The 12,752-nt window shown below is 40.3% G+C and carries 12 protein-coding genes and 1 riboswitch; of the genes, 9 read left to right on the forward strand and 3 right to left on the reverse strand.

Going from position 1 to position 12,752, the window contains the following annotated elements; all coding sequences use genetic code 11:
- Positions 1–13: 13 nt before the first annotated feature.
- Positions 14–358, reverse strand: coding sequence for an MGMT family protein (locus AN944_RS17220; protein ID WP_055025886.1), 345 nt, complete (start codon positions 356–358; stop codon positions 14–16).
- A gap of 98 nt (positions 359–456) precedes the next feature.
- On the reverse strand, positions 457–1,137 hold the full coding sequence (locus tag AN944_RS17225) for a hemolysin III family protein (RefSeq protein ID WP_055025887.1): 681 nt from the start codon (positions 1,135–1,137) through the stop codon (positions 457–459).
- Positions 1,138–1,473: 336 nt separating this feature from the next.
- On the opposite strand from AN944_RS17225, the gene AN944_RS17230 reads away from it, so the two are divergent.
- The 9 genes from AN944_RS17230 to AN944_RS17270 all read left to right on the forward strand — a co-directional run bounded on the left by AN944_RS17230 (position 1,474) and on the right by AN944_RS17270 (position 11,770).
- Complete coding sequence (locus AN944_RS17230) at positions 1,474–2,781, forward strand: hypothetical protein (RefSeq protein ID WP_055025888.1); 1,308 nt, start codon at positions 1,474–1,476, stop codon at positions 2,779–2,781.
- A gap of 197 nt (positions 2,782–2,978) precedes the next feature.
- Positions 2,979–3,077: riboswitch (TPP riboswitch) on the forward strand.
- 219 nt (positions 3,078–3,296) lie between these two features.
- Positions 3,297–5,327, forward strand: a complete 2,031-nt coding sequence (gene thiC / locus AN944_RS17235) for a phosphomethylpyrimidine synthase ThiC (protein ID WP_055025889.1) — start codon at positions 3,297–3,299, stop codon at positions 5,325–5,327.
- Positions 5,328–5,330: 3 nt separating this feature from the next.
- Positions 5,331–7,013 (forward strand): bifunctional hydroxymethylpyrimidine kinase/phosphomethylpyrimidine kinase, encoded by a 1,683-nt coding sequence (gene thiD / locus AN944_RS17240; protein ID WP_082420047.1) that lies wholly within the window; start codon positions 5,331–5,333, stop codon positions 7,011–7,013.
- Positions 7,006–7,890: a HesA/MoeB/ThiF family protein gene (locus tag AN944_RS17245; protein ID WP_055025890.1), complete on the forward strand. Its 885-nt coding sequence runs from the start codon at positions 7,006–7,008 to the stop codon at positions 7,888–7,890. The genes thiD and AN944_RS17245 overlap by 8 nt, the downstream gene beginning before the upstream one ends.
- A 29-nt stretch (positions 7,891–7,919) precedes the next feature.
- Complete coding sequence (gene thiS, locus AN944_RS17250; protein WP_055025891.1) at positions 7,920–8,123, forward strand: sulfur carrier protein ThiS; 204 nt, start codon at positions 7,920–7,922, stop codon at positions 8,121–8,123.
- A gap of 1 nt (position 8,124) precedes the next feature.
- Entirely contained in the window at positions 8,125–8,889 is a 765-nt protein-coding gene (locus AN944_RS17255) for a thiazole synthase (RefSeq protein ID WP_055025892.1), read from the forward strand.
- A 71-nt stretch (positions 8,890–8,960) separates the two neighbouring features.
- Positions 8,961–10,070, forward strand: a complete 1,110-nt coding sequence (gene thiH / locus AN944_RS17260) for a 2-iminoacetate synthase ThiH (RefSeq protein ID WP_055025893.1) — start codon at positions 8,961–8,963, stop codon at positions 10,068–10,070.
- A gap of 129 nt (positions 10,071–10,199) precedes the next feature.
- Positions 10,200–10,484, forward strand: a complete 285-nt coding sequence (locus AN944_RS17265) for a hypothetical protein (protein WP_055025894.1) — start codon at positions 10,200–10,202, stop codon at positions 10,482–10,484.
- A gap of 38 nt (positions 10,485–10,522) precedes the next feature.
- Positions 10,523–11,770: a putative metalloprotease CJM1_0395 family protein gene (locus AN944_RS17270; protein WP_160319090.1), complete on the forward strand. Its 1,248-nt coding sequence runs from the start codon at positions 10,523–10,525 to the stop codon at positions 11,768–11,770.
- A 48-nt stretch (positions 11,771–11,818) separates the two neighbouring features.
- Here AN944_RS17270 and AN944_RS17275 read toward each other — a convergent pair whose 3' ends face one another.
- Positions 11,819–12,715, reverse strand: coding sequence for a LysR family transcriptional regulator (locus tag AN944_RS17275; protein ID WP_055025896.1), 897 nt, complete (start codon positions 12,713–12,715; stop codon positions 11,819–11,821).
- Positions 12,716–12,752: the final 37 nt, after the last annotated feature.

The raw sequence follows: 12,752 nt of genomic DNA on the forward strand, positions 1-12,752 counted from the left end.
CCTATACATGATGTTAAAAAGGTAAGGACAAAACCAAGGTTGCCATGTCTGGTTTCCACTCAAATTTCGACAATGAAATCTTGCCTTTGTTCACTTCTATTCCTTCTGATCTTAGTCGTTCTTGTTGATTTTGGAAATGAAGGGTGTTGAGTTTAAATGAAATTTTGCCTTGGCTATTGATGACACGGTGCCAAGGAAGATTAAGATGCTCAGGTGCTTCTTTTAATGCTTTAGATACATATCGGGCACGACCTGGAAGTCCTGCGAGATCGGCCACTTTACCATAGGCTAACACATTTCCAGATGGGATCATGTTAACGATAAACCAAATTCGTTGTTTCGGGGATAGCGTGGTCATAACTATGTTCTATAGCAGTAAAAACAACAGCATAAATCATTCAATTCGTTATAGGAAACCCTGAGATGATTATATTTTTAATGCGAAGGAAATGATAATTAAATGACAGTTAAGTAAATACACAAGAAATGCGATAGCGCACCAGCAAGGACAAAGAGATGCCAAATAGCATGATTGTAAGGAATACGCTTATTTACGTAAAATACCACGCCAACGCTATAAAATGCACCACCTGCAAGGAGCAAATTGAAACCTAAATCTGACATACCTTTTATCAAATCACTCATTACGGTGACACACAACCAGCCCATGATCAGATATAGAATGACTGAAAAGGCTTTAAATTTTCCTATATACAGGGTTTTAAAAATGATACCCCCTAGCGCTAATAGCCAAATGGATGCTAAAACAATATTGGCTTGTTCACCATCGACGCTAATGAGCATTAAAGGTGTGTATGTACCTGCAATCAAGGTATAAATTGCACAATGGTCCGCCATTTTGAATCGTTTTCGCCAAATTGGGCTGGTACTAGAGTGATATAGGGTTGATGCAAGAAACAGCAATACAATACTTAAACCATATATAGCAACACCAAGTAATTCAAAAGTCGTTAATTGTCCATATCCCTTTATTAACATTGCGGAAAATGCTGCGATACCTGCAACAACACCAAGCCCATGAGTGAGACTATTAGCCATTTCTTCAGTAGCACAATAGTCAGCTTGATGACTGCTTGTTTGATTTAATTGTTGTTGCGCTCTTAACTCAATTGACATTGTTGCATACGACCTAGATAAGCAAATAGGAAATTAGAGTAACAGCTTAAATCTGAAAAAACCACCATTTTAGCTTACACGTGTAAGCTTATTTATGGTGTTTATTTTCAGTAGCTTAGATAATTATAAGTAGAAATAGTCGGAAATGCGGATAAGAATTGAACTAAATTTAATCTTTAGTATCTGAGGTTAACTGAGTATGTTAAATGATTTATATAGGTTATTTTATGATTGAATTCATAGGGCTAATATTTCATTAAGCCGTATTCATGCTACCAGTATATAGAGTAAGTGACCTGCTAAATGTTAACCATCATAATGCGATAGGAAGCGCTAATGAAACAACCTCGAGACAACTCTGTTGAATCTAAAGCACATGTTGATAAAGCTTTTAAAGTAGAGTCTCGTAGTGAAGAGGTTGTGCCAATTGAGTTTAATCAATATGAATTGGCAGTTATCTCGAATAAAGCTGACCCTATTAAGTCGTCTTTGCCTCTTGCTCAAGATGAGAACGCGATTGTCACTCCTGTATTACCCCCTGTTATTTCATCTCAACATGAACGTCATAATAAAGCTGTTAATCCAATAAATTATTGGAAAATGGCTTTGATGATCATTGGAATTTCAGCCGTTCACATAGTAGGCTTTTGGTTATTAATGCAAGTAGCAGACAAAACGGTTGATGCATTTGTCGAGGTTGTTGAGTCACAGGAAAATGTGGCAGAAACTCCAAGTAAAAAAGGAATTAACGCCTACTTTATGACGGCAGAGCAGCTAGCCGCAATACAGGCATCTTTGCAGCAAGAAGATGAAACGCCAAAACAAAATACTCAAGATGTTGCCACAGAACTACCAGCGATTTATGAGGCATCAGATAAGCAGCGAGAACATAAAGCTGAAGAAGCATCGATTAAAGAAAATGATTTGCAAAAATCAGCACCTGAGCTAGATGAGAATGCTGCAACTGCCAGTCAAGAAAAAACAATGGCGCCTGAACCAGAAAAAGCACCTGTTGTTGAAGTGACAATGCAACAGATTCAATCACAACAGGACTCTGAACTCAAAGCGGTGGTAAAATTAAGTGATACCGTTAAAGCGAAACCTTCACTGTTACAACAAGTTGAGTCAGAACAAGCGTTTAATTGGAATAACGTTGAAAGTATGTACTTGCAAGATATTGAGCAAGTGAATAGCGATAATCATCTTTTTGACAGTGATTTGTTTTCGTCCGAATCAGGGGCAATAGGTATTGGTAGTAATGACAAGCTCGCCATTATTAATCAAGCCAGCCATGACATGCTAAAAAACTTGAATCAGCAATCGCTGGATTTATTAATCGGTAATCAAGCACACAATGCAACATCAAAAAGTGGTGCAAGTGTGAGTGAAATGACACCGGAGATGAAAGATATTGAACTCATTATTATTGAAGATACTCGTCAAGCAACAACATTTGATCACCGTTTAGATCCGAATCGAATTATGCGTCAAGGTGATACCTGCTATCGTGTTGTTAAACTGCCTACGCAAATAAATCCTCATGCTGAAGGGTTAGGTTATGCTGAGCCCTGTGATAGTGCCAAAATGAAGAAAGCCATTTCAAAGTCAATTGAGAAAAGGTTAGCTAAAATTCGACTTCCCTAAATGATTTATTCGTTTGTTGGAGATTTATTTAACTTATTTGCTGTCATTAATATTCATTCAACTTATGCTTTAACAAGTTGGTTTTATAATACATGTTATAATATCAGTTAGTTAACTGAGTGTGATTTTCGAACGCAAGCTTAATTAACTTTATATAAATTCACTTGTAATTTGTTATTTAAGCTGAGTATACTGCTGACATCTTGTCGGAGTGCCTTATGGCTGAGACCGTTTATTCGGGATCCGTTGAACCTGATCAGGTTAAAACCTGCGAAGGAAACAAGCAGTTAATTTGCTCGTTTTTTTGCTTAGCGTGTAAATGATTCGCTTCAAAATAAAGCCGTTTATGCTTTGTTTCTAGCAAATTATTTCTAATGTAAAAGCATAGAAAGTTTACGCTCAAGGATCATTTTTGAGTAAACTTCATCAGCAAATTACAGAGTTTTTATAACTCGCTCGTCATCAACATCATTCTCCAGACAAGCAACTCTATTTAATTAATTATGAGGTTGCTAATGTCAAATCGTCGTCAAACCCGTGAACAAGCCCAAGCGTTTATTGATACGCTAAAACCACTACAACATCCTAACTCTGAAAAAATTTATCTGACAGGCTCTCGAGATGATTTGCGAGTCGGCATGCGCCAAATTCATCAAACGGACACCATTATTGGTGGCAATGACGAGAATCCGGTTACCGAGTCAAACCCACCAATAAAAGTTTATGATTGCGCGGGGGCTTATTCAGATCCTGAAGCCAAAATTAATGTCCGTCTAGGTTTAAACAAATTTAGACAAGCATGGATTGAAGAGCGTGAAGATACTGAGCAGCTTAAAGGGGTTAGTTCTAATTTTACTCAGCAAAGATTAGCTGACGATGGGTTAGATCATTTACGTTTCGAGGCTTTAGTGTCTCCTAAACGCGCCAAAACGGGCAAGTGTGTTACACAGATGCATTATGCTCGACAGGGGATTATTACTCCTGAAATGGAATACATCGCGATTCGTGAAAACATGGCTAGGGAGCAGGTTACCGATAAGATCTTAACTCAAAAAGCTCAAGGTGAAGCCTTTGGGGCAAGTATAGGTCAGCCAATAACTGCTGAATTTGTTCGTTCAGAAGTGGCTCGTGGTAGAGCAATTATCCCACTTAACATCAATCATCCTGAAGCTGAACCAATGATCATTGGCCGAAATTTTTTGGTTAAAGTGAATGCTAATATTGGCAACTCAGCGGTGACCTCGTCTATTGAAGAAGAAGTAGAAAAACTTGTCTGGTCAACTCGATGGGGCGCCGATACGGTGATGGATTTATCCACTGGTCGTTATATTCATGAAACCCGTGAATGGATCATCCGTAATTCGCCTGTGCCGATTGGAACTGTACCCATTTATCAAGCGCTTGAAAAAGTTAATGGCGTTGCTGAAGATTTAACATGGGAAGTGTTTAGAGATACTTTGATTGAGCAAGCAGAGCAAGGGGTTGATTACTTCACGATTCATGCTGGGGTATTGCTTCGCTATGTGCCAATGACTGCAAAACGACTTACTGGCATTGTTTCTCGTGGTGGTTCGATCATGGCGAAGTGGTGTTTAAGCCATCATAAAGAAAGTTTTTTATACGAGCATTTTAGAGAAATTTGTGAGATTTGTGCCGCATATGACGTGTCACTGTCACTAGGTGATGGCATGCGCCCAGGCAGTATTGCTGATGCTAATGATGAAGCGCAATTTGCAGAATTAGAAACATTAGGCGAATTGGTTAAAGTGGCGTGGGAGTATGATGTTCAAACCATTATCGAAGGTCCTGGGCATGTACCAATGCAGCTTATCAAAGTGAATATGGAAAAACAATTGGCTCACTGTGACGAAGCGCCGTTTTATACTTTAGGCCCTCAAACTACAGATATAGCTCCTGGATATGATCACTTTACGTCAGGTATTGGTGCTGCGCAAATGGCCTGGTATGGCGTTGCAATGTTGTGTTATGTCACGCCTAAAGAGCATTTAGGTCTGCCAAATAAAGAAGACGTTAAACAGGGATTAATCGCTTATAAAATTGCGGCTCATGCAGCGGATGTTGCCAAGGGGCACCCTGGCGCACAAATTCGTGATAACGCCTTATCTAAAGCCCGTTTTGAGTTTCGTTGGGAAGATCAATATAACCTAGGTTTAGACCCTGATACTGCAAGAGCGTATCACGATGAATCATTGCCACAAGAATCTGCTAAAGTCGCGCACTTTTGCTCAATGTGTGGCCCTAAATTCTGCTCGATGAAAATCACGCAAGAAGTACGTGATTATGCTGCCAAACAAGAACGTGAAGCAGGTAATACCGGGGTTTCACAAACCATTTCAGTGGTAGATGCAACTGCATTTAGTGCTTCTCAGGTTAATGATCCTCAACATATTGAAGCGGCAATGGCACAAAAGTCGGCTGAATTTAAAGCCACAGGCTCAGAAATCTATCAACCACTCAATAAGACGAGCGATAAGCTGGAAATGGAAATGGAAATGGAATTGGAATCTGAGTCTGTTGAGGGGTGATTCATGGACCAATTTCATCAACAGCGTCAACAACCACAATGTGCCAAGCCAATCGTTTGGACGATTGCTGGGTCTGATAGTGGTGGAGGCGCTGGTATACAAACCGATTTAGCGACAATTAATGATTTGTCATGCTTTGGCTGCAGTGTTATCACAGCATTGACGGCGCAAAATTCCGTTACTGTTGCAAAGGTTGACGCTGTTTCTCAAGAAATGTTACTCGGCCAGCTAAATGCTTTGGCCGAGGATTTAGCGCCATCAGCAATAAAAATTGGCTTAATTGCCAATCAAAAACAGCTTGAATTAATAGCTCGTTGGATAAAATCATTTAAATGTCGTTCATTGGCCTTTAAGACTATCCCTATCATTTTAGATCCAGTTATGGTCGCAAGCTCTGGAGACAGCCTCAATAGTGAGTCTGAGTTAGATTTTACTCCATTCAAAGGGCTAGTGGATTTGATTACCCCCAATGCCCATGAACTTATAAAGCTAACCCAATCGAATATTGATATTGATGCTCAGCATGGCTTTTATAAAGCGTCATGTTGGTTAAGTGAATATCTAGATTGTCATGTGTTGGCTAAAGGTGGTGATACTCATGGTTGGCAAGGTGATAATGCCATTGATTTATTTGTCTGTGAGGCAGTTTTAGGTGTCAGTGAAGAACACCAATTTCAGCGATATTGGCTAACCGCACCAAGAGTATTAACAGCAAATAATCATGGTACTGGTTGCACGCTTTCAAGTGCAATAGCTGCTTTTATGGCCAAAGGTTTTGTTTTGCATGATGCGATTGTCATGGCAAAAGCATATGTTTTAAAAGGCTTAACCTATAGTGTTAGTTATGGGAAAGGCGCAGGACCTGTAGCAAAAACAGGATGGCCAAGTGATATTAGTTATTATCCTAAGATTGCATATTATATCAATAATGCATTATTGCTCGATAGCGCGTTAAACCATGATGCACAAGCTAATGAGTTTGTGCGTTTGCAACGTGATATCGGCATTTATCCTGTTGTTGATGACATAGCGATGCTAGCGCAATTACTGCAAGCGAATTGCACGACCGTACAATTACGAATTAAAGCCGACAGTCTTGTTTCTAGTGAGCAGCTTGAGCGGGATATTAAGCAAGCTATCGCATTAGGTAGACAATACAATGCGCAAGTATTTATCAATGATCATTGGCAATTAGCTCTAAAACATGATGCGTTTGGGGTGCATTTAGGGCAAGAAGATGCGATTCTCGCTGATTTACCAGCCCTTAAAAGTGCAGGCATTGCATTAGGTCTTTCTAGCCACAGTGTGTTCGAAATTTTATTGGCCAATCAATTAAAACCTTCGTATATCGCACTGGGGCATATCTTTGCCACCACAACCAAAGTGATGCCTTCAAAACCGCAAGGTTTAGAAAAGCTTTCGATTTATGCTGAGTTGTTAAAACATGTTTGTCCAACCGTAGCAATAGGTGGGATCAATGAATCGGTTCTCGCACAAATTAAGCACACAGGTGTAGACAGTGCTGCTGTAGTGAGAGCCGTTACAACCGCAAATGAGCCAGCTAGCGCTTATTTAAAGCTGCACAAACAATGGTTAGCACCAGAGTTTAGTCCTCATCGCGCGAGTGATAGCCCTACAGATCTAGTCACTCGTAGACCTCAGTTAGAAGAGGTGTGCGATGAGTAAGACTTATGGACTGAGTGACCAGCAATTTATGCGTTTTTCTGCGCAAATATTGCTGCCTGAATTTGGCGAGTTGGGACAGCAAACACTGCAAATGAGTAAGGCTGTAGTCATTGGAGTCGGTGGCTTAGGTCATGCTGTGGCTCAACAACTCGCTGCTGCAGGTATCGATGAATTAATATTATTTGATGATGACAAGGTTGAACTTTCTAACTTACCTCGGCAGCTGTTATTTACAGATTCGGATATTGGTAAAGCTAAAGTAACCGTTGCCGCGCAAAAACTATCGTTAGCTTATGAAGACTGCACAATAACAGCCCGTCAAAAACGCTTCACTGAACAGGATGCTGATGTACTGCAAAGTGTCGATATTATTTTCGATTGTACTGATAATTTCGAGTCTCGATTGCTGAATAATAAAGTCGCGGTTAAGTATCAAATACCCTTAATTAGTGCTGCTATTAGTGGTTACCAGGGGCAATTATTGTGTGTTGCGCCGGCTTATGAGCCTTTATCAATAACCGCATCTATGCATGACACGTCACTAGCAAGTTCAACACAAGCTAATTCAATACAAACTAATTCAACACAAACTAAGTCAGCAAAAGCACTGCCAAATATCCGTAGTGGCTGTTTTCAATGTCTGTTCCCAGAAGATACCTTAATGGCTCAAAAGTGTTCTGATCTCGGTGTATTAAATGCAGCAGTGCTTAGTGTCGCATCAATGCAAACACTGATGGGATTGCAATGGCTTAGTGGTGACGATGACGCGAAACAATCATTAATAGGGCTGTTACATCTTTTTGATGCTCGCAGTTTGCAATGGCGTCAAGTTACGCTGAGTCAAGATGCTGAATGTCCCGTTTGTTATACAAGTTAACCTAACTGAGCTAGGTAAGGCTGGAATATATGATTACGATAAAATTTAATGGCTTACAAGAACAGGTAGGTCATAACCCGAGTTTGTTGCAGTTAATTGAGTCAAAGGAAATTAATCCTAAAACAGTGGCCTTAGTGCTGAATGAACAAGTGGTACCAAGAAGTCGTTGGGCTCAAATTGAGTGTCAAGATAGCGATAAAATAGATATTTTTTCAGCGGTAGCAGGAGGCTGACATGTTAACTATTGCCGATCACCAATTTGAATCTCGGTTATTTACCGGAACTGGCAAGTTTTCTGATACTGAAACCATGTTAGCTGCATTATCGACATCGCAATCGCAGCTGGTCACATTAGCCATGAAACGTATCGATCTCAGCAAGAACTTTGATGACTTACTCACGCCTTTACAAGAAATGGGGGTGAAGCTATTGCCTAACACCGCTGGCGCTCGTACAGCGAAAGAAGCCATTTTTGCTGCTGAGTTAGCTAGAGAAATGCTTGGTACTAATTGGGTTAAACTTGAAATTCACCCAGACCCTAAATACCTGATGCCTGATGCTATAGAAACGCTTGCTGCAGCCTCAGTGTTATGTGAAAAAGGCTTTACAGTGTTGCCATATGTTCACGCAGATCCAGTGTTATGTCGTCGACTTGAAGAAGTTGGCTGCGCTGCTGTGATGCCACTGGGCAGCCCAATAGGCAGCAATCAGGGTTTAGCGACAGAACCATTTTTAGAAATCATCATTGAGCAAGCTAATATTCCAGTCGTCATCGATGCTGGGATAGGTGCGCCTTCACAAGCGTGTCGGGCAATGGAAATGGGAGCTGATGCTGTGTTAGTTAACACAGCAATTGCGAGTAGTGCCAATCCTCAACATATGGCGACATGTTTTAAAGATGCTGTTAACACTGGGCGTATAGCTTATCTTGCAGGTCTTGGTAGTGTGACAAAACATGCTGAACATACCAGTCCATTGACACAGTTTTTAGAGAACTGATCAAACTGAGAAGTTTATATAAACCTTAGAGGTTATTTGATGGACGGTAGATTTTTTATCAGGATGAAACGATGAGTTTTAGTGATTATTTTAAACAATTAGACCTCGATAAGTTGTCCATGCAGTTATATTCCTGCACAGCTAATGATGTTGAGCGTGCACTTGCCGCCCCGCAGCGTGATATCGACCACTTAATGGCACTGTTATCACCAGCGGCATCTGCATATTTAGAGCAAATGGCGCAGCAAGCATATCAGATAACAAGACAACGCTTTGGTGCCAATATTGGTATGTACTTACCTCTATATCTATCTAATTTATGTGCTAACGAATGTGATTATTGCGGCTTTTCAATGAGTAATAAATTGAAAAGAAAAACATTGTCTGATGATGAGTTAATAGCAGAAATTTCGATCATTAAACAACGTGGTTTTGATTCAATTTTATTGGTATCAGGTGAGCACGAAACCAAAGTAGGAATTGACTATTTTAGCCATGTTTTACCAATAGTTAAGCAACATTTTAGCTATGTTGCTATTGAAGTGCAGCCATTAAAAACAGAAGAGTATCAAGCGCTTGTAGCATTAGGCTTAGATGCTGTTATGGTCTATCAAGAAACGTATCAACCTATAACCTATGCTAAGCATCATACGCGTGGTAAAAAACAAGACTTCGTCTATCGGTTAACCACACCTGAGCGTGTAGCTAGTGCTGGTGTTGATAAAATTGGTCTTGGAGTATTACTTGGTTTGGATGATTGGCGTTTAGATGCACTATTAATGGGCTATCATCTATCGTATTTAGAACGTCGCTTCTGGCGTTCTCGTTATAGTATTTCTCTACCAAGATTAAGACCTTGTACTGGTGGTGTGACCCCGAAAGTTGAGTTAACTGATAAAGGCTTAGTGCAAATGATTTGTGCATTCAGATTATTCAATGCGCAACTTGAGATTAGCTTGTCAACACGTGAAGAACCTAGCTTTAGGAACAATTTACTGCCGCTTGGCGTCACCAATATCAGTGCAGGGAGCTCAACAGAGCCTGGCGGGTATCAAAACCCTAATACACAATTGGATCAGTTTGAAATAAGTGATGAGCGTAGCGCCAGTGAAATGGCAAATACTATGCGTACTATAGGCTTAAACCCCGTTTGGAAAGATTGGGAAAAAGCTTGGTGCTAGAAGTAAGGTTCATACACAATCTTCTTTGTGCAAGGGAAGAAAATTGAAGCTCGCTCTCACTGTACAAATTGCATATTTTGTTTGATAATTGTTGTTAGTTTGATTGTCTACAAATTAAGGACAACGAGTATGCAAATACCTTCAGCAATGAGTTCAGGTGTTCAAGGCCTTCAAGGGGCTCAGAATGATCTTGCTCAGGCAACCACCACAGTGGCTAAACCAGAACCGGTTCAAACTTCATCTTCGGCTTATTTAGCTGAAGATACAGTTAGCTTGAGTAGTCAATCAAATTCGTCAGATAAAGTGTCAGCACTAATTGATGCTCAACAAGCGGTTAATCATGGTCAAGCATCTGCAGAGGTCATTAATGTCGCCAATGAAAATGTTGGCACAGTTATCGATTTATCTGTTTGATTATGATTAATGCGGTTAGCCACAGTTTGAATCCTAAAATGATTCAAACTGAACAAACTGTCACTCAATATAGCCAATCAGCTATAGCTAGGAATGCTGTAACGCCGTTAACGGCAGTTTCAAATTCCGAAAAGACCACGACTTCATCAAGCCTGGTTTCAACTCAAGCTTCAAGTCAATCTGCTCAAGTATTAACTCAATCAACAATCCAAGCATCAAGTCCAACAACGCCAACGTTTATTGCACCATCAACACTAGTCGCACCTTCAAAGACTGCACTAGTGACGTCAAGTAAGAGTGAACCTACAGCGTTACATGCGCCTGAAATATCACCTTCTCAAATTCGTCAGATGGATGGTGCTAGCCATGCTGATAAGCTAGCATTTCAAACGTTAATTCCTACGGGGGCCTCATTACAGTCTGCTATTTCTCAAACTTCATCAGAAAATAGTGCGACCTACAATTTAAAAACCGGTGCGGTCAATGTTGCAGGGCTAATGGGAGCGAGTGATATCAATCATGCCGCTACTGTCATGCTAAAGAATGAGAAATCAACGGAACAGGATCCCATCATTAATCCTAATGCTGACACTTCTCAATCTGTGAAGTCAGAACAAGCGGTCACAAGTTCTAGCCAGCAAGAGCCGACTGAACAAGAACAATCTGCAGAGAAAGATAAATTAGAAAAGCAAGACCAAGTAGAGCAGGCAGAAAAAGAACAAGCTGATCAGGAAAAGGTTCAACAACAAAAAGATGAAGCAATTATCAAGGCACTTGCAGCAAGAGATCTTGAAGTTAAAACTCACGAACAAGCTCATGCTGCAGTCGGTGGCAATTATGCTAACTCTCCTGAATATACCTACGAAAAAGGTCCGGATGGTAAGCGTTATGCAGTAGAAGGTAAGGTAAACATTGATGTCGGCGTGATAGAAGGGGATGCTCAAGCTACGGTTACTAAGATGCAGAAAGTTTACGCTGCAGCAATGGCACCCGTTCAGCCTTCATCAGCAGATTTACAAGTCGCTGCAGAAGCAACTCGAAAATTAAATGAAGCCAAAAAAGAGCTTATAGTCGAGCGACAAGAAAAAGTAATGTCGACAGAGGAAACTCAACATATTAATGACTTAGGCCAGATTTTTAACAATGTTGATGGTGACAGCCTCAATAGTGGACTAGAGCTTGAACAGCTTAATTCCACATTGTCTGATCAATCAAACTTTCAACCAAACCCTCAATCAGAACGTGAAACCAATACACGTTTGTCAGCCATTGATATCGCTGTTTAATCAATTATCTGCAATATGCTACAGCGTTACCGTCTATTTAATAAAAGCCTAAAGTCGAGTAAGCCCATGCTGTTTTAGAATCAGCGATTCCAATAATTGGCTAGCAGGACCTTGTCTATCGCGGTTTGGTACAACCAGTGAAAGTTGGATTTTCCGACTTGTGCTGCCGATTAATGACAATCTATGTAGTGACTTATTAGCAATGTCTTCACTGACTAAATAAGCGGGTAACCAACAAAATCCCAACCCATTTTTTAAAATGGTAATGGCCTCATGAAAATTGGTTACCGTCCAGCGTTGTTCTGACTTGAGCCAACCTGTCTCGATGGTTTTTTCTTTCGCGGTATCTTTAATAACGATTTGCAAATGTTGCGCTAATTCTTGATCGTCATTAATCACTGATTGTTGTGCTAATGCGTGTTCAGGGGAGCATACTAATATCATTTCTGATTCACAGATAGATTCTGCAATAAAGCCTTTGGGGGGAACACCACAAATAGCGATATCTGCTTGTTGTTGCGTAATTAACTCATGAGTACCAGAAATGACAGAATCGATAATAGTGACTCGAGTGCCTCGACTATGTGGTAAGAAGGCTTGCAATGCACCAACTAAATAGTGCATCGGATAGATGAGTTCTCGAGCAATGGTTAAATTTGGCTCCCAACCTTGTCCTAGATTACTGGCAAGTAACTCTAAATCATCCACAGTTTGAGTTAAATGACGGGAGCGTCTTAGTAATACTTCGCCTTGCTCAGTTAGGTAGGCTTTTCTGCCTTTAACTTCAAGTAACTGAATACCGAGTTGTGATTGTAATTTAGCGACTGCATGATTTAGTGAAGATTGACTTTTATTCATTTTTTCAGCCGCTTGCGCGTATCCACCGTAATCTACAACTGATTGTATTATTCGCCATTGTTCTAGGGTGGATTTAGCTCTACTCATTTTTTTCTCTATTTGTATTTAACTATTTGATATAAAA

It is taken from the genome of Shewanella sp. P1-14-1, from assembly GCF_001401775.1.
In the GTDB taxonomy this organism is placed as follows: domain Bacteria; phylum Pseudomonadota; class Gammaproteobacteria; order Enterobacterales; family Shewanellaceae; genus Shewanella; species Shewanella japonica.

What these genes read in the sequence shown, in the direction of transcription:
- AN944_RS17220 (WP_055025886.1), bottom strand. Translation starts at nt 358, where the DNA reads ATGACCACGCTATCCCCGAAACAACGAATTTGGTTTATCGTTAACATG.
- AN944_RS17225 (WP_055025887.1), bottom strand. Translation starts at nt 1,137, where the DNA reads ATGTCAATTGAGTTAAGAGCGCAACAACAATTAAATCAAACAAGCAGT.
- AN944_RS17230 (WP_055025888.1), top strand. Translation starts at nt 1,474, where the DNA reads ATGAAACAACCTCGAGACAACTCTGTTGAATCTAAAGCACATGTTGAT.
- thiC (WP_055025889.1), top strand. Translation starts at nt 3,297, where the DNA reads ATGTCAAATCGTCGTCAAACCCGTGAACAAGCCCAAGCGTTTATTGAT.
- thiD (WP_082420047.1), top strand. Translation starts at nt 5,331, where the DNA reads ATGGACCAATTTCATCAACAGCGTCAACAACCACAATGTGCCAAGCCA.
- AN944_RS17245 (WP_055025890.1), top strand. Translation starts at nt 7,006, where the DNA reads ATGAGTAAGACTTATGGACTGAGTGACCAGCAATTTATGCGTTTTTCT.
- thiS (WP_055025891.1), top strand. Translation starts at nt 7,920, where the DNA reads ATGATTACGATAAAATTTAATGGCTTACAAGAACAGGTAGGTCATAAC.
- AN944_RS17255 (WP_055025892.1), top strand. Translation starts at nt 8,125, where the DNA reads ATGTTAACTATTGCCGATCACCAATTTGAATCTCGGTTATTTACCGGA.
- thiH (WP_055025893.1), top strand. Translation starts at nt 8,961, where the DNA reads ATGAGTTTTAGTGATTATTTTAAACAATTAGACCTCGATAAGTTGTCC.
- AN944_RS17265 (WP_055025894.1), top strand. Translation starts at nt 10,200, where the DNA reads ATGCAAATACCTTCAGCAATGAGTTCAGGTGTTCAAGGCCTTCAAGGG.
- AN944_RS17270 (WP_160319090.1), top strand. Translation starts at nt 10,523, where the DNA reads ATGATTCAAACTGAACAAACTGTCACTCAATATAGCCAATCAGCTATA.
- AN944_RS17275 (WP_055025896.1), bottom strand. Translation starts at nt 12,715, where the DNA reads ATGAGTAGAGCTAAATCCACCCTAGAACAATGGCGAATAATACAATCA.